The 24,707-nt window shown below is 60.0% G+C and carries 23 protein-coding genes; 9 read left to right on the top strand and 14 right to left on the bottom strand.

The genetic code is table 11. From position 1 onward, the window contains the following. Nucleotides 1–19: 19 nt before the first annotated feature. From AO353_RS06455 to AO353_RS06435, 5 genes are all read left to right on the top strand, one after another. On the top strand, nucleotides 20–1,177 hold the full coding sequence (locus tag AO353_RS06455) for a D-alanyl-D-alanine carboxypeptidase family protein (RefSeq protein WP_054594205.1): 1,158 nt from the start codon (nucleotides 20–22) through the stop codon (nucleotides 1,175–1,177). A gap of 83 nt (nucleotides 1,178–1,260) precedes the next feature. Continuing rightward, nucleotides 1,261–1,536, top strand: a complete 276-nt coding sequence (locus AO353_RS06450; RefSeq protein WP_003215438.1) for a DUF493 domain-containing protein — start codon at nucleotides 1,261–1,263, stop codon at nucleotides 1,534–1,536. Then, nucleotides 1,536–2,183, top strand: a complete 648-nt coding sequence (gene lipB / locus AO353_RS06445) for a lipoyl(octanoyl) transferase LipB (RefSeq protein ID WP_054594204.1) — start codon at nucleotides 1,536–1,538, stop codon at nucleotides 2,181–2,183. Before AO353_RS06450 ends, lipB begins: the two co-directional genes overlap by 1 nt. Before the next feature lie 31 nt (nucleotides 2,184–2,214). Then, entirely contained in the window at nucleotides 2,215–3,213 is a 999-nt protein-coding gene (gene lipA / locus AO353_RS06440; protein WP_162491279.1) for a lipoyl synthase, read from the top strand. 167 nt (nucleotides 3,214–3,380) lie between these two features. After that, on the top strand, nucleotides 3,381–4,331 hold the full coding sequence (locus tag AO353_RS06435; protein WP_054594202.1) for a S66 peptidase family protein: 951 nt from the start codon (nucleotides 3,381–3,383) through the stop codon (nucleotides 4,329–4,331). A 118-nt stretch (nucleotides 4,332–4,449) separates the two neighbouring features. On the opposite strand, the gene AO353_RS06430 is transcribed toward AO353_RS06435, so the two are convergent. The 5 genes from AO353_RS06430 to leuS form a co-directional block, all read right to left on the bottom strand. Beyond that, nucleotides 4,450–5,772 (bottom strand): lytic murein transglycosylase, encoded by a 1,323-nt coding sequence (locus AO353_RS06430; protein ID WP_054594201.1) that lies wholly within the window; start codon nucleotides 5,770–5,772, stop codon nucleotides 4,450–4,452. A 72-nt stretch (nucleotides 5,773–5,844) separates the two neighbouring features. Next, the gene (gene arfA / locus AO353_RS06425; protein ID WP_019693801.1) at nucleotides 5,845–6,000 is read right to left on the bottom strand and encodes an alternative ribosome rescue factor ArfA; all 156 of its coding nucleotides are present in this window, start codon (nucleotides 5,998–6,000) and stop codon (nucleotides 5,845–5,847) included. 276 nt (nucleotides 6,001–6,276) lie between these two features. Further along, on the bottom strand, nucleotides 6,277–7,314 hold the full coding sequence (holA, locus tag AO353_RS06420; protein WP_054594200.1) for a DNA polymerase III subunit delta: 1,038 nt from the start codon (nucleotides 7,312–7,314) through the stop codon (nucleotides 6,277–6,279). Between the two features lie 39 nt (nucleotides 7,315–7,353). Continuing rightward, nucleotides 7,354–7,959: an LPS assembly lipoprotein LptE gene (gene lptE / locus AO353_RS06415; protein WP_054594199.1), complete on the bottom strand. Its 606-nt coding sequence runs from the start codon at nucleotides 7,957–7,959 to the stop codon at nucleotides 7,354–7,356. Nucleotides 7,960–8,048: 89 nt separating this feature from the next. Next, entirely contained in the window at nucleotides 8,049–10,655 is a 2,607-nt protein-coding gene (leuS, locus tag AO353_RS06410) for a leucine--tRNA ligase (protein ID WP_054594198.1), read from the bottom strand. Nucleotides 10,656–10,914: 259 nt separating this feature from the next. Between leuS and AO353_RS06405 the strand changes: the two genes are divergently transcribed. Together AO353_RS06405 and AO353_RS06400 are read left to right on the top strand one after the other, a co-directional pair. Continuing rightward, nucleotides 10,915–11,238 carry a hypothetical protein gene (locus tag AO353_RS06405; protein WP_054594197.1) on the top strand — a complete coding sequence of 108 codons (324 nt, stop codon included), beginning with the start codon at nucleotides 10,915–10,917 and terminating at the stop codon, nucleotides 11,236–11,238. 136 nt (nucleotides 11,239–11,374) lie between these two features. Further along, nucleotides 11,375–12,136 carry a YdcF family protein gene (locus AO353_RS06400; protein ID WP_054594196.1) on the top strand — a complete coding sequence of 254 codons (762 nt, stop codon included), beginning with the start codon at nucleotides 11,375–11,377 and terminating at the stop codon, nucleotides 12,134–12,136. A gap of 54 nt (nucleotides 12,137–12,190) precedes the next feature. Here AO353_RS06400 and lnt read toward each other — a convergent pair whose 3' ends face one another. The 5 genes from lnt to miaB all read right to left on the bottom strand — a co-directional run bounded on the left by lnt (nucleotide 12,191) and on the right by miaB (nucleotide 17,668). Further along, nucleotides 12,191–13,714: an apolipoprotein N-acyltransferase gene (gene lnt / locus AO353_RS06395; protein ID WP_054594195.1), complete on the bottom strand. Its 1,524-nt coding sequence runs from the start codon at nucleotides 13,712–13,714 to the stop codon at nucleotides 12,191–12,193. A gap of 8 nt (nucleotides 13,715–13,722) precedes the next feature. Continuing rightward, nucleotides 13,723–14,562, bottom strand: a complete 840-nt coding sequence (locus AO353_RS06390) for an HlyC/CorC family transporter (RefSeq protein ID WP_019691823.1) — start codon at nucleotides 14,560–14,562, stop codon at nucleotides 13,723–13,725. A 5-nt stretch (nucleotides 14,563–14,567) separates the two neighbouring features. Then, a complete protein-coding gene (ybeY, locus tag AO353_RS06385; RefSeq protein ID WP_019691824.1) occupies nucleotides 14,568–15,062 on the bottom strand; it encodes an rRNA maturation RNase YbeY in 495 nt (164 codons plus the stop codon). Further along, a complete protein-coding gene (locus AO353_RS06380; protein ID WP_054594194.1) occupies nucleotides 15,055–16,074 on the bottom strand; it encodes a PhoH family protein in 1,020 nt (339 codons plus the stop codon). Before AO353_RS06380 ends, ybeY begins: the two co-directional genes overlap by 8 nt. 259 nt (nucleotides 16,075–16,333) lie before the next feature. Beyond that, nucleotides 16,334–17,668, bottom strand: a complete 1,335-nt coding sequence (gene miaB, locus AO353_RS06375) for a tRNA (N6-isopentenyl adenosine(37)-C2)-methylthiotransferase MiaB (protein ID WP_054598186.1) — start codon at nucleotides 17,666–17,668, stop codon at nucleotides 16,334–16,336. Nucleotides 17,669–17,803: 135 nt separating this feature from the next. Between miaB and AO353_RS06370 the strand changes: the two genes are divergently transcribed. Further along, complete coding sequence (locus AO353_RS06370) at nucleotides 17,804–18,133, top strand: DUF1820 family protein (RefSeq protein ID WP_008052403.1); 330 nt, start codon at nucleotides 17,804–17,806, stop codon at nucleotides 18,131–18,133. A gap of 154 nt (nucleotides 18,134–18,287) precedes the next feature. On the opposite strand, the gene AO353_RS06365 is transcribed toward AO353_RS06370, so the two are convergent. The 4 genes from AO353_RS06365 to AO353_RS06350 form a co-directional block, all read right to left on the bottom strand. Continuing rightward, nucleotides 18,288–18,842, bottom strand: a complete 555-nt coding sequence (locus AO353_RS06365; RefSeq protein ID WP_054594193.1) for a tetratricopeptide repeat protein — start codon at nucleotides 18,840–18,842, stop codon at nucleotides 18,288–18,290. A 224-nt stretch (nucleotides 18,843–19,066) separates the two neighbouring features. Next, nucleotides 19,067–20,350: a glutamate-1-semialdehyde 2,1-aminomutase gene (gene hemL, locus AO353_RS06360; RefSeq protein WP_054594192.1), complete on the bottom strand. Its 1,284-nt coding sequence runs from the start codon at nucleotides 20,348–20,350 to the stop codon at nucleotides 19,067–19,069. A gap of 32 nt (nucleotides 20,351–20,382) precedes the next feature. Beyond that, nucleotides 20,383–21,006: a thiamine phosphate synthase gene (gene thiE, locus AO353_RS06355; RefSeq protein ID WP_054594191.1), complete on the bottom strand. Its 624-nt coding sequence runs from the start codon at nucleotides 21,004–21,006 to the stop codon at nucleotides 20,383–20,385. Nucleotides 21,007–21,024: 18 nt separating this feature from the next. Beyond that, complete coding sequence (locus tag AO353_RS06350) at nucleotides 21,025–21,822, bottom strand: hydroxymethylpyrimidine/phosphomethylpyrimidine kinase (protein ID WP_019691830.1); 798 nt, start codon at nucleotides 21,820–21,822, stop codon at nucleotides 21,025–21,027. Nucleotides 21,823–22,262: 440 nt separating this feature from the next. Here AO353_RS06350 and AO353_RS06345 point away from each other — a divergent pair, with 440 nt between their 5' ends. Further along, nucleotides 22,263–24,650 (top strand): hybrid sensor histidine kinase/response regulator, encoded by a 2,388-nt coding sequence (locus AO353_RS06345; RefSeq protein WP_054594190.1) that lies wholly within the window; start codon nucleotides 22,263–22,265, stop codon nucleotides 24,648–24,650. Nucleotides 24,651–24,707: the final 57 nt, after the last annotated feature.

Below are 24,707 nucleotides of genomic sequence, written 5' to 3'. Positions count from 1 at the left end.
TAGCGATTTCGAGAGACGGATGAACATCACCACCTTTGCCAAACGCCTGTGCCTGCTAGTCCCGCTGCTCCTCTCACCCGCCGCTTTTGCGGTCGAGATGATGCCGTCGCCACCACAACTGGCGGCTAAATCCTATGTGCTCATGGACGCCAGCAGCGGCAACGTGCTGGTCGAGAACAACGGTGACCAGCGTCTGCCGCCAGCCAGCCTGACCAAGCTGATGACAGCGTACATTGCGACCCTGGAAATCCGTCGCGGCCAGATCGGTGAAAACGATCCGGTGACCGTCAGTGAGAACGCCTGGCGCACCGGCGGTTCGCGGATGTTCATCAAGGTCGGCTCGCAGGTCACGGTCAGCGACCTGCTGCACGGCATCATCATCCAGTCGGGCAACGACGCCAGCGTCGCGCTCTCCGAGCACATCGCCGGCAGCGAAGACGCGTTCGCCGACCTCATGAACAAGACCGTTGCCGACCTGGGCATGAACAACAGTCACTTCATGAACCCGACCGGTCTGCCAAACCCTGAGCACTACTCCACCGCTCACGACATGGCCATTCTGGCGCGTGCGATCATCCACGAAGACCCGGCTCACTATGCGATCTACTCGCAGAAAGAGTTCTTCTGGAACGGCATCAAGCAACCCAACCGCAACCTGCTGCTGTGGCGTGACAAGACCGTTGACGGTCTGAAAACCGGTCACACCGAAGAAGCCGGCTACTGCATGGTGTCCTCGGCGGTACGTGATGGCATGCGCCTGATCGCCGTGGTGTTCGGCACCAACAGCGAAAGCGCTCGCGCTGCTGAAACCCAGAAGCTGCTGACCTACGGTTTCCGCTTCTTCGAAACCCAGACCTTCTATCAGAAAGGCGCCGAGCTGGCTCAGGCTCCAGTCTGGAAGGGCACCACCAACCAGGTCAAAGCTGGCCTGGCTGAAGACCTGACCATGACCTTGCCAAAAGGCCAGCTGAAAAAGCTCGCTGCCAGCATGACCATGAACCCGCAACTGGTCGCGCCGATCGCCAAGGGCGACGTGATTGGTAAAGTCGAAGTGAAACTGGACGACAAGGTCGTGCACAGCGCTGATCTGATCGCGCTGGACGCGGTCGACCAAGGTGGTATCTTCCGCCGCATGTGGGATAGCATCCGTCTATTCTTCTACGGCTTGTTCAACTGATAGTGTGCACCTGCATGGCCACGCGCTGATCCGGCGCGGGGCCATGCCGTCGCCACGGCTTACGCTTACGAGGCCGTTACGCCATGACCGATACCGAAGTAAAGGCACCCAAGATCGAATTCCCCAACGTTGACTACCCGGTTAAGGTGATCAGCGATACCGGTGTGGGCAACAAAGACAAGATCATCGAAATCGTCAAGAAGCACGCGACGATCAATCATGACCGTGTGGACGAACGCCAAAGCACCAATGGCAAGTACACGACGATTCAGTTACACATCGTCGCGACCGACCAGGACCAGCTGTACAACATCAACAGTGAACTGCGGGCCACCGGCTTCGTGCACATGGTGCTGTGATGTCCGAACCGCTGGGCTTTCGCGAGCTCGGCCAGCTGGCTTACGAGCCAGTCTGGCATGCCATGCAACGGTTTACCAACGAGCGCGGCAGCGACCGCGCCGACGAGATCTGGCTGGTCGAGCACCCACCGGTTTTTACCCAGGGGCAGGCCGGCAAGGCTGAGCATCTGCTGCTTCCCGGCGATATTCCGGTGGTGCAGGTCGATCGTGGCGGTCAAGTGACTTACCACGGCCCAGGTCAGTTGGTGGCGTATCTGCTGCTGGATGTGCGCAAGCTGGGTTTCGGCGTGCGCGACCTGGTCAGCCGGATGGAACAGTGCCTGATCGAGCTGCTGGCCAGCTACGGCGTCACCGCCGTGGCCAAGGCCGATGCACCGGGCGTCTACGTCAACGGTGCAAAAATTGCTTCTCTGGGTCTGCGGATCCGCCACGGTTGCTCCTTTCATGGCCTGGCCTTGAACGTGGATATGGACCTGGAGCCGTTTCGCCGGATTAACCCCTGTGGATACGCCGGGCTGGCCATGACCCAGCTGCGCGATCACACCGGGCCGATTGAATTTGCCGAGGTAAGTGCCCGGCTGCGTGCGCAGCTCGTCAAACACCTCGACTATGCTGAGCAGACGACCCTAACGGGCGGAATCGACTGATATGACTACTGCGCAAGACGCTGTGCAAACCATGATCCCGACGCTGGATGTTACCGAGCGCCCGGCCCCGCGAGCCAAAGTGGAAGCTGGCGTAAAGCTGCGCGGCGCCGAAAAGGTTGCGCGTATCCCGGTGAAGATCATTCCAACCACCGAATTGCCGAAAAAGCCTGACTGGATTCGCGTGCGCATCCCGGTTTCCCCGGAAGTCGACCGTATCAAGGCCCTGCTGCGCAAACACAAGTTGCACAGCGTCTGCGAAGAAGCTTCCTGCCCGAACCTCGGCGAATGCTTCTCCGGTGGCACCGCAACCTTCATGATCATGGGCGACATCTGCACCCGCCGCTGCCCGTTCTGCGACGTTGGCCACGGTCGTCCGAAGCCACTGGACGTCAACGAACCGGAAAGCCTGGCCATCGCCATCGCCGACCTGAAACTGAAGTACGTGGTGATCACCTCGGTAGACCGTGATGACCTGCGTGACGGCGGTGCCCAGCACTTCGCCGACTGCATCCGCGAAATCCGCAAGCTGTCGCCGAACGTGCAGCTCGAGACCCTCGTTCCGGACTACCGTGGCCGGATGGACGTGGCGCTGGCAATTACCGCCGCCGAGCCGCCTGATGTGTTCAACCACAACCTGGAAACCGTACCGCGCCTGTACAAGGCTGCACGTCCGGGTTCGGACTATCAGTGGTCGCTGACCCTGCTGCAGAAGTTCAAGCAGATGATGCCGCACATTCCGACCAAATCCGGCCTGATGCTGGGTCTGGGCGAGACCGACGAGGAAGTCATCGAAGTCATGAAGCGCATGCGCGAACACGATATCGACATGCTGACTCTGGGCCAGTACCTGCAACCGTCCCGTAGCCACTTGCCGGTGCAGCGTTTCGTGCACCCGGACACCTTCGCCTGGTTCGCCGAGGAAGGTTACAAGATGGGCTTCAAGAACGTCGCCTCCGGCCCGCTGGTACGTTCCTCGTATCACGCCGACGAGCAGGCGAAACTGGTCAAGGCCGAGTTGATGTCGTCCTGATCTGAAATGCCCGCAAGGCTCACGTCTTGCGGGCATTTTTTTAAAAGCTACTCGGTACCACGTCACACCCGGTTTTTTCCTGCGCCCTGCGGGACAGCTGAACCTCTTCTGTTTATCCCCGTTCCTGACTACTGTGTGCTGAAGCATTCACACAGGGAGAATCACGGATGACCACTCGCTCGACCCCCGTTATTTCCGAGCACGCCCCGGTTCCGGCATTACCTGCCGAGGGGCTGATCGGTGTCATTGCGCCGGCAGGCCCGGCGGCACTGGATACCGAAGCGGCTTTTCAATGGATGCGTGCACGCGGGTATTCGCTGCGGATTTTTCCGGGTGTCCTGGAGAAAGACGGCTACCTCGCCGGCAGTGACGACGTTCGCCTGAAGGATCTGCATGAGGCGTTTGGCGATCCGGCCATTGATGCGATTCTCTGCCTGCGTGGCGGCTACGGCAGCCCGCGCCTGCTGGACCGGATCGACTTCGAGTTGCTGCGGCGCAATGCCAAGCCGTTTGTCGGCTATAGCGACATTACGGCGCTGCACCTGGCCATCAGCCGTTATGCGGGGTTCGTGACCTTTCACGGTCCGATGCTCAACGCCGATCTGCTGGGGAACAAGCTCCAGCCGACCGAGTCTTCGTTGCTCAGCCTGCTCAGAGGCCAGTTGAACGCTGGAAGCCTGTTGGCGCACCCGGTGGCGTACCCTTTGACTACGATCGAGCCAGGCATCGCTCATGGGCGTTTGCTGGGCGGTAATCTGTCGATGATCGCCGCGACCCTGGGCACGCCTTTCGAAATCGATGCCGACGGGATCATTCTGTTCATCGAAGACGTCAACGAGCCGATATATCGCATCGACCGGTTGCTGACCCATCTGCGCCTGGCCGACAAGCTGAGCACGCTGCGCGGGGTGCTGGTGGGGGATGTGGCCGGCGTGGACAGCGATGCATTGGCGAAGTTGCTCAAGCAAACCTTCGAGCCATTGCGGATTCCAGTGCTTGCCGGTTGGCGCAGCGGCCATTGCGACCCGAACCTGACGCTGCCCATGGGCGCGTTGGTGAGGCTGGATGCGGGGAGCAAGGAGTTGGTGTTGGAGCAGGATGTGGTCGTCAGGCGTTAGGTCCTGGTCGCCTGAAAGTCAGTCATCGCGGGCAAGCCTTGCTCCTACATGTTGTATGTCGGTCACGTCATTGTGATTCGACATTGATCTGTAGGAGCAAGGCTTGCCCGCGATGTTTTTAGCGGTTACGCAAACCTTCCAGCAACTTGTGCGTCGGGTAACCATCTGCCGGCCAGCCAAACGACTGCTGGGCGCTGCGAATGGCCTTGCGGGTGTTGGCGCCGATGATGCCGTCGGCGTTCCCCGCATCGTAGTTACTGGCGCTCAGCAAATTCTGCAGTTCGATGCGCTCTGAACGACTCAGGGGCAGGTCATCCTTCGGCCATTCGCCGTTGATCAGGCCCGCTCCGTTAAAGCGTTCAGACAACAGGTTCACCGCCAATGCGTAGGACGACGAATTGTTGTACTTGAGGACTGCGCGGAAGTTATCGAGGATCAGGAACGCCGGGCCACGATAACCGGCGGGCAGCAGCAGGGCGGCTGACAGGTGTTCGGAACCGGGTGGAACGACGCCGCCGTTGGGCAGTTTGATGCCCATTTGCATCCACTCGGAGACGCTTTTGCGAATCGCACCGTCAGCCAGCGAATAGTCGAAACCACTCGCCAGTTGCACTTCGAAGCCCCAAGGCTGACCTTTCTGCCAGCCGGAGCTTTGCAGGTAATGGGCAGTGGAGGCCAGTGCATCGGTCGGGCTGCCCCAGATATCGCGGTGACCGGTACCGTCAAAATCGACCGCGTGGGTGAGGTAGGTGGTCGGGATGAACTGGGTCTGGCCCATGGCGCCAGCCCAGGAACCGAGCATCTTCTCGGGCGTGATATCACCCTGTTGCAGAATTTGTAGAGCGGCCAGCAATTGGGCGTGAGCAAAGCCCGGACGCCGGCCTTCGTAGGCCAGGGTCGCCAGCGAGCGGATCACCGATTTGTCGCCCTGGAAACTGCCGAAGTTGCTTTCCATGCCCCAGACGGCCACGAGCGCCTGGCGATCAACACCATAACGCTGCTCGATGGTGTTCAAGGTCTCGGCGTACTGGCTGAGTAATGCCTGGCCTTTACGCACGCGCGCGGCGGAGAGCGCACCGTCGAGGTATTCCCACACCGGGCGGGTGAACTCCGGTTGGCTGCGGTCGGCACGGATCACGCTCATATCCAGCGTGATGCCGGCAAAGGCGCGGTCGAACACATCCGGACGGATACCGGCGGCGAGGGCATCCTGGCGAAAACCGGCTTCCCATTCCTCGAAGGTCTGGGTCGGCTGGATGTCGAGATTGTCGCCAGTCGGCACTACCGGAGGAATGATGGCCGGAGTAGTCGCAATGGGGGCGGTTTGGAGCGGTTGCGCGTCGGCAGCGGTGGGTTTTTCCGCGCAGGCGACAAGCAAGACAAGGCTGGAGGCAGCAATCAGTTGGCGCAGGTGCCAACGACGGGAAAGACAAAGGGGCATGCACAGGTCCAGATAATACGAATCAGGTGCAGACCTTATCATGCCGAGAGGGAGCGAGGTGATGTTGAAACTTCATGCCGCCAGAAAGTAAGAAGCCTCCCAGCTTTTAGACTGGAAGGCTTCGCGGCGGTAGCTGCCTTTGCCCTTGCCGGGTTGTTCCTGACGGCTGCGGAACAGTGGCTGGGCGACAATGGATTTGGCCTTGTTGGGCCGCTTGTGTTTGCTCATGGGCGGTGCTCTCGTTGAGTGGTTTTCGCGGGGCAAATCATCGGCCGAAGTTGGGGTTCTGTCTAGTCCCTGCGATGCATAGGACCATTCAGCTCTGTTTGGAGTGAACTCGGTTAGTGTGGCGAGGGGGCTTGCCCCCGTTCGGCAGCGAAGCAGCCGTGATTGCTGGGCACGCGGCGTGTGTCTGTGGATATGCGGTTTGCAGATTTCAGGGCCGCTTCGCCCGAACGCGGACCGACCCAGCGGGAGCAAGCTCCCTCGCCACAAAAAAGCGGTTTACTCGGCAGGCAATGCCAGGCGCTGGCCGGCCATCAACAACGCCAAGCGGCTCAGGCTCATCCACGGCGAACCGGCGGCCTGGCCTTTTATTTGTGCGTCGATCCGCTGGGCATCGAGCAGCAGTTGCGCCCAGCGTTGCGCCGAATGGCGTTGCAGGGCTTTACTCATCAGGGGTTTGCGCTTGTCCCAGACGGGCGGTCGGGCCTGGCTGAAGGCTTTGTCCAGCGGCACACCCTGGCTGTATTGCAGCGACAGGTTGGCCAATAGCCGAAGCTCTCGGGCCAGCGCCCAAAGAATCACCGGTGGTTCGACGCCTTCGCCGCGCAAACCTTCAAGCATGCGTAGCGCATGCGCCGCTTCGCCATTAAGAATGGCATCGGTCAACCCGAAAACATCGAAGCGCGCGCTGTCGGCAACTGCCGCTTGCACCGTTTCGAGCGTGATCTGGCCACCTTCGGCCATCAGCTTGAGCTTTTCGATTTCCTGGGCGGCCGCCAGCAGGTTGCCTTCGACCCTTGCTGCGATCAGCTCGACAGCGTCCTGGCTGGCAGCAAGCCCAGCCTGGGACAAACGCTGACGAATCCATTGCGGCAACTGGTTGGCATCCACCGGCCAGATCTGCACGAACTGGGTCTGCGGGCCTTCGACCAGCGCCTTGCCCCACTTGGTTTTTTGCGCGCTGGCGTCGAGTTTTGGCAGGCTGATCAGCAGCAAGGTATCTTCGGCCGGACGCGAGCAATACTCCATCAGCGCTGCTGCACCTTTGTCGCCCGGTTTGCCGGACGGCAAGCGCAACTCCAGCAGGCGCTTTTCAGCGAACAACGACATGCTGGCGCCGGCTTGCAGCAGCGTACCCCAGTCGAAACTGGCGTCTGCGCTGAATACCTGGCGTTCGTCAAAACCTTGCTGGCGGGCAGCAGAGCGGATGGCGTCGGCAGCTTCCTGACACAACAGTGGGTCATCGCCACTGATGATGTAAACGGGCGCAAGGGCGCCTTGCAGGTGTTTGCCGAGCTGGGCGGGGGCTAGTTTCATAAGACAGGGCGAACGGGGCGCCAGAGCGCCCCGTACGACTTACTCGGTCGGTACTTGCATAGGTGACTGGCGCGGAGTGTTCGCTTCGGCTTTACGGGCTGCTTCCAGCGCGTCGGCTTCCGCTTTGGCACGGTCATCGGCAGTCTGTTGCAACTGATCAAGCTGAGCCGGGGTAAGCTGTTGCAGGCGCAGCATCATGCGTTGCACCATATCGCGACGCATTTCCTTGCGCACCTCGGCGGCTTCCTGGTCGGAGCCAGTGATGTTGTTGCCGTCGTGGATGAAGACCTTCTGCACTTGCAGTTTGTCGTCGAGCAGGGACAGCTTGTTGTGGCCCACGATTTGATAGTTCAGCACGTTGGTCAGCTCATACTCGGCCGAATGGCCGCCGCCGGAGTAGCTGAGGCTGCGCTGGCTTTCCTGTTCGTCGGTGAATACCAGCTTGTAAGGTGCGCCGGCATAGACTTTGACGCCACTGCTTTCAAGCACCTGGCGCATCAGCGTCACGGTTTCGCCATATGAGTTGCGTGCGCTCAGGTCGAGTTCCCTGATCGCCAGTTCGGCGGTGCCGGTACCGCGCAGTTGGAAGCCGCAGGCGCTCAGCAAAACAGCGAGCCCCATCACCAGCAGATTGCGTTTGATCATCTTGTTGCTCCCCTTGAAACCATGTGGGCCGAGCGTGCGACCCGAAAGGTTCTGTTCGGCGCCAGGTATGGACCTTGCGCCTGATCCAATTAGCTAGCGACGATATTGACCAGTTTTCCGGGCACTACGATCACTTTACGAATAGTCAGGCCGTCGACAAAGCGCAGCACGTTTTCATTGGCCCGTGCGGCGGCTTCGACTTCTTCGCGGCTGGCACTGGCCGGCATTTCGATCTGGCCGCGCAGCTTGCCGTTGACCTGAATCACCAGTTGCAGGCTGTCTTGAACCAGCGCGCTGTCGTCCAGAACCGGCCAACCGGCATCGATCACCGGATCGGCGTGACCCAGGCGATGCCACAGCTCATGGCTGATGTGCGGGGTGATCGGGGCCAGTAGCAGGGTCACGGTTTCCAGGCCTTCGTGAATCAGCGCGCGGTCCTGTTCGGTGCCTTGCGCGGCTTTTTCCAGCACGTTCATCAGCGTCATCACTTGGGCGATGGCGGTGTTGAATTTGTGGTTCTGGCCCACGTCGTGGCTGGCCTGCTTGATAGCCTGGTGGATTGAACGGCGAATGGCTTTCTGCTCGTCGTTCAAGGTGGCGACGTCCAGTTTGCCCGGCAGGCCCTGGATGACGTGCGCTTGAGCGAGACGCCAGACGCGCTTGAGGAAGCGGTGCGAACCTTCTACGCCGGAGTCGGACCATTCCGCGCTCATGTCCGGTGGCGAGGCGAACATCATGAACAGGCGGCAAGTGTCTGCGCCGAACTGATCGATCATCGACTGTGGATCGACGCCGTTGTTCTTCGACTTGGCCATCTTCTCGGTCCCGCCGATTTCCACCGGCAAGCCGTCTGCGATCAACTTGGCGCTAATGACCTTGGCCTTGCTGTCGCGCTCGAGTACCACGTCCGCCGGGTTGAACCAGGTGTAAGCACCATTGGCTTCGCGACGATAATAAGTCTCGGCGATCACCATGCCCTGGGTCAGCAGGTTCTTGAACGGTTCGTTGGAACTCACCAGGCCTTCGTCGCGCATCAGCTTGTGGAAGAAGCGTGCGTAGAGCAGGTGCAGGATCGCGTGTTCGATACCGCCGATGTATTGATCCACCGGCAACCAGTGGTCGGCCGCGGATTTTTCCACCAGGCCACCTTCATAGTGCGGCGAGGCGTAACGAGCGTAGTACCACGAGGACTCGACGAAGGTGTCCATGGTGTCGGTTTCACGCTTGGCAGGTGCGCCGCATTTCGGGCACGTGCATTCGTAGAACTCGGGCATGCGCGCCAATGGCGAACCGGCGCCATCGGGTACGACGTCTTCCGGCAGCACGACAGGCAGTTGGTCTTCCGGCACCGGCACGTCACCGCAGGTATTGCAGTGGATGATCGGAATCGGGCAGCCCCAGTAACGCTGGCGACTGATACCCCAGTCGCGCAGGCGGAACTGAGTGCGCGAGGCACCGAGGCTTTTCTTGATCAAGGCTACTTCGATGGCGTCGAACGCGCCCGCGAAGTCCAGGCCGTCGAACTCGCCGGAATTGATCAGCGTGCCGTGTTCGCCGTAGGCGTCTTGCCATGGTGTCGGGTTGCTATCACCGGAACTGGTGCGCACGACTGATTTAACCGGCAGGTTGTACTTGTGGGCGAATTCGAAATCGCGCTCGTCGTGGGCCGGAACCGCCATTACCGCGCCGTCGCCGTAGTGCATCAGCACATAGTTGGCGACCCATACCGGCAATTTTTCGCCGGTCAGCGGGTGCTCGACGAACAGGCCGGTCGGCAGGCCTTTTTTCTCCTGGGTGGCAACGTCGGCTTCGGCCACGCTGCCGCCTTTGCATTCTGTGATGAACGCTTGCAGCTCAGGGTTGTTCTTCGCCGCCAGGGTCGCCAGGTGATGTTCGGCAGCCACGGCAACGTAGGTCGCGCCCATCAGGGTGTCCGGACGGGTGGTGAAGACTTTCAGTGCGCCCGTTTCGCCGATCGAGTCGACGTTGTACGGGAACTGCACTTCCATGCCGCGGGATTTGCCAATCCAGTTGCGCTGCATGGTTTTGACTTGCTCAGGCCAGCCCGGCAGGTCGTCGAGACTCTCCAGCAGTTCATCCGCGTAAGCGGTGATCTTGAAGTAGTACATCGGGATTTCGCGTTTTTCGATCAGCGCGCCGGAGCGCCAGCCGCGACCGTCGATCACCTGTTCGTTGGCCAGAACGGTCTGGTCGACCGGGTCCCAGTTCACGGTGCCGTTTTTACGGTAGATCACGCCTTTTTCGAACAGGCGAGTGAACAGCCATTGTTCCCAACGGTAGTAATCCGGCTTGCAGGTGGTGACTTCGCGCGACCAGTCCACCGCCAGGCCCAGGCTGCGCAGCTGGGATTTCATGTAGGCGATGTTTTCGTAGGTCCACTTGGCGGGCGCTACGTTGTTCTTCATTGCGGCGTTTTCCGCCGGCATGCCAAAAGCGTCCCAACCCATGGGTTGCAGGACGTTTTTGCCTTGCATGCGCTGATAGCGGGAGATCACGTCGCCAATGGTGTAGTTGCGCACGTGCCCCATGTGTAGCTTGCCGCTGGGGTAAGGGAACATCGACAGGCAGTAGAAAGTCTCCTTGCCTGGCTGTTCACTGACTTCAAAGGACTTTTGCTCGTCCCAGAACGACTGGGCGGCGGCTTCGATTTCACGGGGCTGGTATTGTTCGTGCATGGCTACTTTTGAACTGAATAGGGGTGGCCTAATCCTCTTCAATGCAACGCTGGACGCTGATGACGCCAAAAGTGGCGTTTTCGATGCCCAGTCGAGCTGGAAGTGGAGTTACAGGAAGCGCCGTAGCATACATGACCGCGCTCTACCGAGGGAAACCTTGATTACACGCGTAGGGCCGTTGGTCGCGGCACCTGAACGGTTTTCTCAGCGAAGCTAAGCTCTAGATGGGGAGTGAGTCTTATCTTCAATGAGGTGAGGGATGGTTGAGTCACAACGAAAAGTAACTAAACCGGAGCTGTACGAAAAGCTGATAGAGCGCCTGGGGCTGGCCCTGGATGCTGCAAGGACAGCTGGCCGGTTACGCGATGAGCGTCCGGTGGAGCTGGAACTTCGCGGGTTGAGCCGCGCAGAGTTCGAACTGATCATGGCTTATCTGGATCGTAGTGAACATGAGGCGCAAGGATGCTTGTCATCAGAAGCAGTGAAGCCTAAGGACGTTCCCCGTTCGGCGAAAATTATCTGGTTGCAAGACAAGCTCTCTCGCAGAGACGCGGTAAAGGTCCGGTCCCTGCTGGTCAAGTAAGCGATCAGGCAAATGTTCGTTGCCCCAAGCGGGCGCATGAAGTCGCCCGAGATGGCTTTTTGAAGGAAAGGCCTTCCATCTTAGTTGTCGCTTTGTTTCAACCCACTTAGGCTTCGGGCATCTCAGGAGATGCCCGATGCCTTTTCGTTATTTCGTTAAACAACTGCTTCTGCCACCCGGTATTTTTTTGCTGTTGCTTGCGCTTGCCTGGTGGTTGCGCCGCTCAAGACCACGCCTTGCAGGGCTGTGTTTTGCCTTGGGCGCCGGTGGGTTCTGGTTGATGAGCTTGCCGGTCGTTGTGCAGTGGAGCGCGAAGGCCCTTGAGCGTGAAGCACCGCTGGCCCGCAGCGAATGGGCGACTCTGGCCGAGCGCGCGGATGTGATCGTGGTGCTGGGGGCGGGGCGCGAACGCGGTGACCTGGCCTGGGGTTCCGATCAGCCAACGGGTGTGGCGCTGGAGCGTGAGCGCTATGCGGCGCGGCTGGCCAAGGCGTCGGGTTTGCCGGTGTTGACCAGCGGTGGTTTGCATTACGGCACGCCGCCGACTGAAGCGAAGTTGATGGCCGATTCGTTACAGGATGATTTTGGGGTCACGGTTCGTTGGCAGGAAGGGCGCAGCCGCACCACCTGGGAAAACGCCCAATTCACTGCCGAACTGCTGGAGCCTTTGGGGTTGAAGCGGGTCGTGGTGGTGACGCAAGCCTGGCATATGCCGCGCAGCGTCTGGAGTTTCGAGCAGGCGGGATTTACCGTGGTGCCGGCTCCGGTGGGCTTTTTAGGCACCGATAATGGCGAGCCGTTGGGTGGCTGGATGCCGACGTTCAAGTCGATCTGGCGATCGGGGCAGCTGTTGAATGAGGCCGTGGGGCAGATCGGCTATTCGATTTTTTATCGCTGATATTGATCGTTCCCACCTCTGTGGCAAGGGAGCAAGCTCCCTCGCCACAAGCGCTTAAACCGTCTTGGCGATCCGGCTGGCCAGCAATGCCCAGCCAAACAGCAGTACACAAAGGATAAGCAGCGGCCACGAGCGCCATTGCAGGTAAGGCGTCAGGTTGTGCATCGGCACCACGTCACCGTAGAGAATGCCGCGTTCGAATTGCGGGATTTGCACGGTGATTTTGCCGAAGGGATCAATCAATCCGGTGACGCCGTTGTTGGTCGCGCGAATCATCCAGCGCCCGGCTTCCAGCGCTCGCATCTGCGCCATCTGCAAGTGCTGCAGCGGGCCGATGGAGGTGCCGAACCAGGTGTCGTTGCTGATGGTCAGCAGCAAATCGCTGCGCGCCGAAAGGCTGGCGGCAAATTCCGGGTAGACCACTTCGTAACAGATGAACGGTGCAATCTGATAACCCTTGGCTTGCAACAACGGCTGATCAGCCGGGCCGCGGGCGAAATCCGACATCGGCAGATCGAAGAACGCAATCAGGCCGCGCAGTAACTCTTGCAGCGGCACGTATTCGCCAAACGGCACCAGTTTCTGCTTGAGGTAAGTGCCATCGCCTTGGCCAACCACCGTGATGCCATTGTAGAAGCGTTTCTCGTGATGCACTTCCTGGCGGATCGGCACGCCGGTAATCAGTGCCGAGTTACGTTCGGCGGCGAAGCTGCCCATCATGTTCAGGTAGCCCTCGGCAGACTCCTTGAGCACCGGGACCGCGGTTTCCGGCCAGATCAGCAGGTCGACACGTTTGGAGGTGAAGCTCATGTCGCGGTACAGCGCCAGTTGCGCGTTGAGCTGCGCCGGGTCCCACTTCATGCTTTGTTCGATGTTGCCCTGAATCGCCGCGACGCTCAGCGGATTGCCCGAAGGGCTGGTCCAGGCGTGGCCTTTGAGCGACAGGCCGATGATCCAAGGCGCAGCCAGCAACAGCAGGCCGGCGACGATAAAGCCTTTGTGTCCGGCCTTGATCAGGCGTGGCAGGTTGTACGCAAGCGCGGCGGTCAGGGCCAGGCTGAAGGAAATCAGCCACATACCACCCAATGGCGCCAATCCGGCGAGCGGACCGTCGAGTTGGCTGTAACCGGAATAAAGCCATGGAAAACCGGTGAGGAACCAGCCGCGAAACGCTTCCTGGCCCACCCACAACGCCGCGAATGCCAAGGCGTCGGCCAATGGCGCTTCGTTACGGCGCAACCAGCGCGCCCAGATCCAGGCGGGCAGGGCGAAGAACCAGGCAATCGCGGCGGTGAACGCCAGCATCAGCAATCCGGCGAGCAGCATCGAAGCGCCACCAAAGTTATGGATGCTGTAGTAGATCCAACTGGTGCCGGCGCCAAACAGGCCGAAACCGAAACACCAGCCGCGACCCAGCGCCTGACGAGGTGTCAGTTCACGCAAGCCCGCATAGAAAAATCCGACCGCCAGCAATGCCAGCGGCCAGATATCGAATGGCGCCAAGGCCAGAGTGGTGAGTGCACCGGCCGCCACGGCCAGCAGGTTACCGGGCCAGCCGGGGCGGGTGATCCAACGCATGTCAGTCCTTAGCGGGCTATAGGGGTCAAGCGCAGCAAGTGAATGCGACGGCTGTCGGCGTTCAGGATGCGGAAGCGATAGGCGCCGATTTCAGTGATTTCGTTGCGTTTTGGCAAGTGCCCGAACGCGCTCATCACCAGGCCGCCAACGGTATCGAATTCGTCGTCGGAGAATTCGCTGTCGAAGAACTCGTTGAAGTTCTCGATCGGTGTCAGGGCCTTGATCAGGAAGTCGCCGCTTGGCAGTGGCTTGATGTAGCTGTCTTCTTCAACGTCGTGCTCGTCTTCGATGTCGCCGACGATTTGCTCGAGCACGTCTTCGATGGTCACCAGACCCGCCACGCCGCCGTATTCGTCGATGACGATGGCCATGTGGTTATGGTTGGCGCGGAACTCGCGCAGCAACACGTTCAGACGCTTGGACTCGGGCACGAAAGTGGCCGGACGCAGCAAATCCTTGATGTTGAAGCTGTCGCCGTTCTCCTTGAGGATCAGCGGCAGCAGATCCTTGGCCAGCAACACGCCCATGACGTCGTCGTGGCTCTCGCCGATTACCGGGTAACGCGAGTGCGCGGACTCAACCACGGCCGGGAGGAATTCACGGGGTGTCTGGGTCGCCTTGATGCTGACCATCTGCGAGCGCGGGACCATGATGTCGCGTACTTGCAGGTCAGCAACCTGGATGGCGCCCTCGACGATGGCCAGCGCTTCGCTGTCCAGCAACTTGTTCTGATGGGCATCACGCAGAAGCTCCAGCAGCTCCTGACGGTTTTTCGGCTCGTGGGCAAAAGCCTGGGTGAGCTTACCCAGCCAGGACTTTTGCCCGTTGCTCGATCGATCTTCGCTCATAGCGATTACTCTGAATCCTTTGTTGTAACGATAGGGGATGTTTCGGTTTCGTCGTCCGCATAGGGGTCAGGATGACCCAACTCTGCAAGCAACGTTCGTTCCAGTGCTTCCATTTCTTCGGCTTCGTCATCATCTATATGGTCGTAACCAAGCAGATGCAAGCAGCCGTGAATGACCAGATGCGCCCAGTGGGCCTTCAACTCCTTGCCTTGCTCGGCAGCCTCGCGCTCGACCACGGCCACGCAGATCACCAGATCGCCCAGCAACGGGATGTCCAGCAATTCATCGGGCACATCGGCAGGGAACGACAACACATTGGTTGCGTAATCCTTTTGACGCCAGGTGTAGTTCAGCTCGCGGCCTTCTTCCTCGTCGACCAGGCGAATGGTCAATTCAGAGTCGGCGGTGCGCTGACGCAGGGCCAGTTCGCACCATTGGCGGAACTCGGCTTCGCTTGGAGCGGGCGCTTCGGTCGCCAGTTGCAGATCAAGCTCAAGCATCGTGACGATTGCCCTTTTCAGCGGAAAGCGTTGCAGGTTCGTCAATCAGGCGATTTTCGAAACGCTCGTAGGCTTCGACAATGCGCTGCACCAGCGGGTGGCGCACGACGTCTTTGGGTTTGAAGTGGGTAAAGCTGATGCCCGGTACTTCCTTGAGCACGTCGATCACATGAATCAGCCCGGACTTGGTGCCTTTCGGCAGGTCGATCTGGGTGATGTCACCGGTGATGACCGCGGTCGAGCCAAAACCGATCCGTGTCAGGAACATCTTCATCTGTTCGACGGTGGTGTTCTGGCTTTCGTCGAGGATGATGAAGCTGTTGTTCAGCGTGCGGCCTCGCATGTAAGCCAGCGGCGCAACTTCGATCACCTGGCGTTCGATCAGCTTGGCGACGTGTTCAAAGCCGAGCATTTCGTACAGCGCGTCATACAGCGGGCGCAGGTACGGGTCGATTTTTTGTGCCAGGTCGCCGGGCAGGAAGCCGAGTTTCTCGCCGGCCTCGACCGCTGGACGTACCAGCAGGATGCGGCGGATCTGCTCGCGCTCCAGCGCATCGACTGCGCAGGCAACGGCCAGATAGGTCTTGCCGGTACCGGCGGGGCCGATGCCGAAGTTGATATCGTTGCCCAGGATTTCCTTCACATAGCGCAGCTGATTCAAGCCGCGAGGGCGAATCATGCCTTTTTTGGTGCGCAGGGCGACTGAGGGTTCGGCGGGCGAATGGTTGTCCATTTCTTCCACGGCCGATTCCTGCAGGAACAGGTGAACCATGTCTGGCGACAGCTCGCTACTCTTGGTTTCACGGTAGAGGCGGCGCAGCAGGTTTTCCGCGGAGATGGTGTGCTTGGGCTCGCCGATCAATTCGAACTGATTGCCGCGATTGCGGATCACGATCGCCAGGCGCTGTTCGATCAAGCGCAAATGCTCGTCGAATTGCCCGCACAGATTGGCGAAGCGATGAGCCTCAAAGGGCTCGAGGATGAAGCGATGTGGTTCTATGGGTGCGTTCAAGGTTGTTTTTAGCCGCCCTGGGGCAATGGAGATAAATCAAGGATAACGCCAGAGGCCTGGGTACGAAAGCTCTTAAACAGACCAACATCAAACACCCATTCCATTCCTGTGGCGAGGGAGCTTGCTCCCGCTGGAGTGCGAAGCGCTCCCAGCCCGGTCACTACGGTTTTTCAGAAGGTACCGAAGCGACTGGTTTGCGGCTGCTTCGCAACCGAGCGGGAGCAAGCTCCCTCGCCACAGGAGCCCGCACTAGCCGGAACTAGCCTTGTTGAATCAACGAGCCACGTAGCGAGTGCGGCTGTGCGGCGTCGATGTGCACGTCGGCGAACTGGCCGATCAAGGTCGGATTGTCGCAGCGGAAGTTTACGATTCGATTATTCTCGGTCCGGCCTTGCAGTTCGCCCGGGTCTTTTTTCGAGTAATCGGTCACCAGGATCCGCTGGGTTGAACCGACCATTTGTCGGCTGATCTCGAAACCTTGCTGGTTGAGGCGATGTTGCAGGGCGTTCAGGCGCTCTTTTTTCAGCTCTTCCGGGGTTTCGTCGGCCAGGTCGGCAGCCGGGGTGCCCGGGCGCTGGCTGTAGACGAACGAGTAGGAGAAGTCGAAACCGACGTCTTCAATCAGCTTCATGGTCTGTTCGAAGTCTTTTTCGGTCTCGCCGGGGAAGCCGACGATAAAGTCCGAACTGATGCAAATGCCCGGCACGGCGGCGCGCAGCTTGCGCAGTTTCGACTTGTACTCGAGTGCGGTGTGGTTGCGCTTCATCGCTGCAAGAATCCGGTCCGAACCCGACTGCACCGGCAAATGCAGGTGTTTGACCAGTTCCGGTACATCGGCGTGGGCCTGGATCAGGCTGTCGGAGAACTCCAGCGGGTGTGACGTGGTGTAGCGAATACGGTCGATGCCATCGACGGCCGCCACCACACGGATCAGCTCGGCCAGATCGGCCAGGCGCCCATCGTGAGTCAGGCCGCGATAACCGTTGACGTTCTGCCCCAGCAGGGTGACTTCACGCACGCCGTTCTCGGCCAGGTGAATGATCTCGGCGATCACGTCGTCGAACGGTCGGCTGACTTCTTCACCGCGGGTATAGGGCACTACGCAGAAAGTGCAGTACTTGCTGCAACCTTCCATCACCGATACATAGGCGCTTGGGCCATCGATGCGCGGTTCTGGCAGGTGGTCGAATTTTTCGATTTCCGGGAACGAGACGTCGACTTGCGGCAGTTTGGTCAGGCGCGCGGCGTCGATCATTTCCGGCAGGCGGTGCAAAGTCTGCGGGCCGAAGACCACGTCGACATAGGGTGCGCGGTCGCGGATTGCCGCGCCTTCCTGGCTGGCCACGCAACCGCCGACGGCGATGACCATTTCCGGGTTGGCGAGCTTCAGTTCGCGCCAGCGGCCAAGCTGGGAGTACACCCGGTCCTGGGCGCGCTCGCGAATCGAGCAGGTGTTGAGCAGGATGACGTCTGCGTCTTCGGCGCGCGCCGTCACTTCCAGGGCCTGATGTTCGCCCAGCAGATCGACCATGCGCGAGCTGTCGTACTCGTTCATCTGGCAACCGTGGGTTTCGATGTAAAGCTTCTTGGCCATGGACGGGTTCATCACGTGATTCAAAGAACCGCGCATTATAGGGAACAAGTCCCCAGGTTCCTACCGTCGTGCGTCCAGCGGCTATGCTATAGTTCGCGCCCTCATTTTTATCCCTCGATGTGTTGTTCGCCCACCATGACCAAACGTGAAGCTCCAATCTACAAGGTGATTTTCCTCAACCAGGGCCAGGTGTTCGAAATGTACGCCAAGCAGATCTATCAAAGTGATCTGTGGGGCTTTCTGGAAGTGGAAGAGTTCGTCTTTGGCGAGCGCACGCAAGTGGTCGTCGATCCGAGCGAAGAGAAGCTCAAGGCTCAATTCGAGGGCGTGGTGCGTAGTTTTGTGCCGATGCATTCGATTGTGCGCATCGACGAAGTCGAGCGTATGGGCACCCCGAAAATCAGCGAAGCCCGTGGCGCGGTCGGCAATGTCATGCCGTTTCCGATGCCGATGCCTGAGAAGTAAGCCTCACTGTGGCGAGGGGGCTTGCCCCCGTTGGGCCGCGAAGCGGCCCTGAAATCAATTTGTCACAACGCGTCAGCCGACTTTACGACTGCTGCGCCCGAACGCGGACCGGCCGACGGGGGCAAGCCCCCTCACCACACTGCCCGCGCTGGATTCAGGGTAATGGCGAGAAAGGCGTACGCCCGTCGGCGCTTTGCAGTTCCATCAGGTATTTACGGAAAATTTGCCCCAGCACCTGGGTCGCAACTTCCAGTTCACTGCGTTGCATGTGTTCGGCGACTTCGTCGGCGGTGTCCAGCGCATCTTCCGCGCCGTTGACCGCGGCCATTTTCAGCACGATATATGCCTGAACGTTATTGGCCGGCACGCCTTCGCCATGGAAGAACATGATGCCGAGTTTGAATTGCGCCTGAGCGTGGCCTTGCAGGGAAGCTTTTTCGAAGTAGCTCAGGGCTTGATTGAGGTCGCGCGGCACGCGTTTGCCGTCGTAGTAGAACTCGCCCAACTCGTATTGCGCTTCCGCATCCCCGGCGTCCGACGCTTTCTGGCAGGCGGCGAGCGCCTCCTTCAGGTCTTCAGGCTGGGTATTGAGGGTGCAACGACCCATCGCTGGGATCAACAACGAGTTGCCGCCTGCTTGTGCATGCGCGAGCAGGGGCTGAAGGAGCAACAGGCAGCCCAGTGCAAGGGCGCGGCCGGTGCGGTTCATGGGAATCGACTTACCTCTGAAGGGCGCGCGGACCCGTCGAGGGATCCAATAAGCGCGCATTATGAAATAAGCAGGACCCACCTTACAAAGTCTTTACTCGTTTTTCTGCCGCGCGGGGAATATATCTGCCGCTTTTGGGGGAATTATCAGTATCGCGTAAGAAATAAGCTAGGCAGGTAGGATAAAGCTGACGCCGACAATCGTCGACGTCAGCGTCTATTGCATTACTTCAATGCAGCGAATGCACGTTCAGCAGCGTCCAGCGTCAGCTTCAGCTCGGCGTCGCCGTGAGCGATCGAGGTGAAACCGGCTTCGAAGGCGCTCGGTGCCAGGTACACGCCACCTTCAAGCATCAGGTGGAAGAAGCGCTTGAACAGGTTGGCATCGCTGGCCATCACGTCATCGAAGGTCACGATGTCGTCGGCGCCGCTGAAGTACAGGCCAAACATGCCACCGGCCTGGGTGGTGACGAACGGGATGCCAGCGGCATCGGCGCGCTGTTGCAGGCCATCGAGCAGGCGACTGGTGTACTCGCTGAGTTCGGCGTGGAAGCCCGGGCGGCTGATCAGGCGCAGGGTGGTCAGGCCGGCGGCCATGGCCAACGGGTTACCCGACAGCGTGCCCGCCTGGTAAACCGGACCCAGCGGCGCGATGTGCGACATGATTTCGCGTTTGCCGCCGAAGCAGCCGACCGGCATGCCACCACCGATAATCTTGCCGAAGGTGCTCAGGTCCGGGGTTACGCCGTAATACGCCTGGGCCCCACCCAGTGCCACGCGGAAACCGGTCATCACTTCGTCGAAGATCAGCACCACGCCGTGTTTGTCACACAGGGTGCGCAGGCCTTCGAGGAAACCTGGCGCTGGCGGCACGCAGTTCATGTTGCCCGCCACTGGCTCGACGATGATGCACGCCACTTCCTGGCCAACTTCGGCGAGCATTTTTTCAACGGCGTCGATGTCGTTGAATGGCAGCGTCAGGGTGTGCTTGGCGAAGGCCGCAGGAACCCCGGCAGAGCTTGGCACGCCATGGGTCAGCAGGCCGGAGCCGGCTTTCACCAACAGGCTGTCGGAGTGACCGTGGTAGCAACCTTCGAACTTGATGATGCTGTCGCGGCCGGTGAAACCACGGGCCAGGCGAATGGCGCTCATGGTCGCCTCGGTGCCGGAGCTGACCATGCGCACCATTTCCATCGACGGCACGATCGAGCAGACCAGGTCGGCCATCTCGGTTTCCATCGCGGTCGGGGCGCCGTAGGACAGACCGTGTTCAAGTTGCTTGCGCACGGCGTCGAGCACGTCCGGGTGACTGTGGCCGAGAATCATCGGGCCCCAGGAGCCGACGTAATCGACATAACGCTTGTCGTCTTCGTCCGTCACATAGGCGCCTTCGGCGTGCTTGAAGAACAGCGGTGTGCCGCCGACGCTCTTGAAGGCACGCACAGGCGAGTTCACGCCGCCGGGAATGTGTTTCTGGGCATTGGCAAACAGGGTTTCGGAACGAGACATGATTGGGCTCTCAAAAATCGGTAATTGAATACTTAAGCTTTGAACAAGTCGTTGAAGGCGCGGGCACGGCGCGTCACTTCTTGAGTGTCTTCGGCACCAAACAGCCCGTGAACCACGGCCAGCAGATCAACCCCGTGGGCCACCAGCGGGGCGGCGTTGTCGAGGGTGATGCCGCCGATCGCGCAGATCGGCAGGTGCAGTTTGCTGCGGGCCTGATCGAGCAGTTCGAGACTGCAGGTCGGCGCGCCGGGCTTGGTGTTGGAGTTGAAGAAGCGGCCGAAGGCGACGTAACTGGCGCCTTCCTTTGCCGCTTGTTCGGCGAGCTCGAGTTGCGCATGACAGGTCGAACCGATGATCGCCTGGCGCCCCAGCAGCGAGCGGGCCGGCGTCAACGGGCCATCGGTCTGCCCCAGGTGTACGCCGACACCCAGGCGCGCGGCCAGTTCGGCGTCGTCATTGATGATCAGCTGGGTCTTGTAGCGTCCGCACAGGTCATGCAGGGCCTCGGCCTCACGCAGTCGGCGGGCCTCGTCGCTGCTTTTGTCGCGGTACTGCAGCAGCGTGACGCCGCCGTCCAGCGCAGCCTCCACGTAAGGCAGGAACTTGCCAGCCAGCAGTTGGCTGTCGGTAATGGCGTACAGGCCACGTAATTTCATCGTGCAGGCCTCATGGCGTTACGAGCAAAAATCCAGCGGCAGACGGCGTGGCACGAACTGGCCTTTGCCCAGCTGTTCGGCGTCTCGCAGGGTGCGCCACGTGTAATTGAGTGCCGACTGTACCGCGCTGGCCAGGTGTTCGCCCTGGGCCAGGCGTCCGGCCAGGGCGCTGGCCAAGGTGCAGCCCGAACCATGATAGCTGCCGGGCAGACGCTGGCAGGTGTAGGTGTGGCGGCTGCCATCGCGGCTGTACAGGCGATTATGCACTTCGTGTTCGTCGCCATGACCGCCGGTGATCAGCAGGTGCTTGACATAAGGCAGGAGTTTTTCTGCGCATTCATCGGCCGTGCCTTCGGGCAATTCGGCAAGGATGCGTGCTTCCGGGAGGTTAGGGGTGGCGATGATCGCCAGTGGCAGCAGGCGCTCGCGCATGGCGTAGCCGACCTCGTCCTTGCCCAGTCGTCCACCACCGCCGGCGCGCAGTACCGGGTCACAGACCACCGGCAGATGCGGATGCGCCTGAAGCAGTTCGACCACGGTGTCGACCATTTCCAGTGAGCCGAGCATGCCCAGCTTGACTGCCGCGACCGTCGAGTCGTTGAGCACGGCGTTGGCTTGCGCCAGCACCCACTCACGGTCGAGAACGCGGAAGTCACTGACGTTGACCGTGTCTTGCACAGTCAGCGCAGTCACTGCCGGGGCAGCATGACAACCCTGAGCGAGCAGGGCTTCGATATCTGCCTGCAAGCCGGCGCCACCACTTGGGTCGTGGCCGGAGAGACAGAGGACAACGGGGCGAGAGCTGTAGATATTCATGGTGCGCGAGCTTACCACCAAACATCTTTTTCGGGTGCTGTGCCAACCTGTTCTGCCGATACATTGTGGCGAGGGAGCTTGCTCCCGCTGGGCGGCGAAGCCGCCCCAAAACGATCTTTCAGTTAGACCGCGTCGGCTGACTTTACGACGGCTACGCCCGAACGCGGACCGGCCGACGGGAGCAATCTCCCTCGCCACAGGTGCGCATCAACCTTGTTGGCATTGTCACAATCTGACCGACTCAACATTTCCGGTTTTGCCATTCGCTCTGAAAGGCCTGTTCTAGAGCCTTTAGACTAAATTTTCCAATGGTGTTCAATGGCCATCAGCGGCTATGCTAGAGTGGATCCAAACCAATAACAGGTAATGCCGGTTTTACGTCTACTCAAAGGGAATGGGGGGGCTTCCTGACACAACCGGACTGGCCACGCTGGGGCTTTATGCGCTATTTGCTGATGTTGCTGTTGAGCTTGCCGATGTTGGCGGCTGCAGCCGATTTTGATGAGCTCACCCAAAGCCTCCCCTTGGGACGAGTCATGCAGGTGTACGAAGATGTCGCCGGCACTGCATCCATCGCCGATGTGCGCGCGCAAGCGGCGGCCGGCAACTTCAAGACCCACGACAAAGACACGCTGAACGCCGGTTACTCGCATTCGGCGTTCTGGTTGAAAGTCGATCTGCACTACCGCCCGAAAGACCCCGACGCTCAACGCAGATGGCTGCTGGAGCTGGCTTATCCGCCGATGGACCATATCGACCTCTATGTGCCGGACAGCACCGGTGAATATCGATTGGTCAGTCGTACCGGCGATACCTTGCCGTTCGCCAGTCGCCAGGTTCGACAAAACAACTACCTGTTCAAACTGGACTTCGTCCCCGATCAGCGCGAAACGCTGTATTTGCGCCTGCAAAGCGAGGGTTCGATCCAGGCGCCACTGACCCTTTGGTCGAGCACCGCCTATCTGGAAGACCAGCCCTTGCGCCTGTATGTGCTCGGTCTGATTTACGGCGTGCTACTCGGGATGCTGGTCTACAACCTGTTCATCTACCTGAGCGTGCGTGACACCAGTTACCTTTATTACATCTTTTATATCGGCTCATTCGGCCTCTACCAACTGTCGGTCAACGGCGCGGCAGTCGAGTATTTCTGGCCGAACAACCCGTGGTGGGCCAACGCCTCGACACCGTTTTTCATTGGCAGCGCCGCCCTGTTCGGCAGCCAGTTCGCCCGCAGCTTCCTGCAAACGGCCAGTTGCAGTCGCTGGCTCGATCGCTTGCTGTTGGTGTTGATTGCGTGCAGCGCAGTGGTGGTTGGGTTGTCGTTGATGACCAGCTACGCCCTGGCCTTGCGCCTGGCGACGGCGTTGGCGTTGATCTTCACCGTAGTGATTTTCTTCGCCGGGATTTTCGCCTGGTGGCGCGGCTTGCGGGTGGCGCGCTACTTCATCATTGCCTGGTCGGCGTTCCTGCTTGGCGGTGTCGTCAATACATTGATGGTGCTCGGCTATCTGCCCAACATGTTCCTGACCATGTATGCCAGTCAGATCGGCTCGGCAATTGAAGTTGCGCTGCTGTCGCTGGCCCTGGCTGACCGGATCAACGCCATGCGCGAGCAGCAGGCGCAGACGCTGTTTGACGCCGGGCAGAAGCTCGAAGTGTTGAACCAGCAACTGGCCCGCAGTAACCAGCTCAAGGATGAATTTCTCGCGACGCTGACCCATGAACTGCGTACGCCGATGAACGGCGTGATCGGTTCGCTGGAGTTGATGCAGACCGTCGACCTCGACCCGGAGCTTGAGCAGTATCAACAAACGGCTGCCGGTTCGGCACGGGACATGATGCGCATGGTCAACGGCATTCTGACTCTGACTGAGTTGCAGGCCGGCCGACTCAAGGTGTACCCCGAAGCATTCAGCTTGCGCGCGATGGTCGAGACCTTGCAGCAGCAGTTCGCCGCCAACGCCGCGAGCAAGGCCTTGGACTTCAAGGTCGATCTGACCCCTGGGCTACCCGACCGTCTGCACGGTGACAGCGCCAAGCTGGCGCAAAGTCTGGAGTGCTTGCTGGATAACGCGATCAAGTTCACCCGGGTGGGGGGACTGGCCTTGCGGGTCAGCGGCAAGTTTGCCGAAGAGGGGCGTCTGGCGCTGTCTTTCGCCGTGATCGACACCGGCATCGGTTTCACCGATCTGGGTGAAGCCACGCTGTATCAGCGGTTCTTCCAGCTCGACGGCTCGATGACTCGCGAATACGGTGGGTTGGGTGTCGGTCTGGCAATTTGTCGGCAATTGGTCGAGCTGCTTGGCGGACGTTTGACTCATCGTTCCGAGCCCGGACGCGGTAGCCGCTTCCAGCTTGATGTCGAGTTTGACGTGGTGAATGTTGTGCAACCGGTTGTCGCTCAATCGCGTCAGGTTCACGGCAGCGTCCGCTTACGCGCACCGCAGGACTGCGCGGTGTTGCTGGTCGACGACAACAGCATCAATCAATTGGTGGTGCGTGGCATGTTGCTCAAGCTCGGCTATCGGGTTCGTAGCGCCGACAGCGGTGAGGCGGCGCTGGAGTTTTTGCGTCGTGAATCGTTCGACGCGGTGCTGATCGACTGTCCGTTGCCGCTGCTCGACGGACTGTCGATCGACAGCCGGATCCGCGCGCTGCCCGGTTATGCCGAGTTGCCGGTGCTGGCGGCGGTGGTCTCGGCACAGGGCCTGGATCTTGAGCAGGGATTGACCGATTACCTTGGCAAACCGGTGAAATTCGAGGAGTTGCAGGCGACGCTCTATCGTCGGGTGCTTTGTCCTAAACAAGGTGAAAGCGCCGATATTTAGGCGGATATGCCACTTTGTTCGGTGGGGAGGCGGTGCTTAACTGAAGGTCTCAACTGA

The sequence above is a fragment of the Pseudomonas fluorescens genome (assembly GCF_001307155.1).
GTDB classification, from domain to species: Bacteria; Pseudomonadota; Gammaproteobacteria; order Pseudomonadales; family Pseudomonadaceae; genus Aquipseudomonas; species Aquipseudomonas helvetica.
The sequence above is the reverse complement of the archived record's forward strand: the minus strand, read 5'-3'. Positions and strand labels throughout refer to the sequence as shown.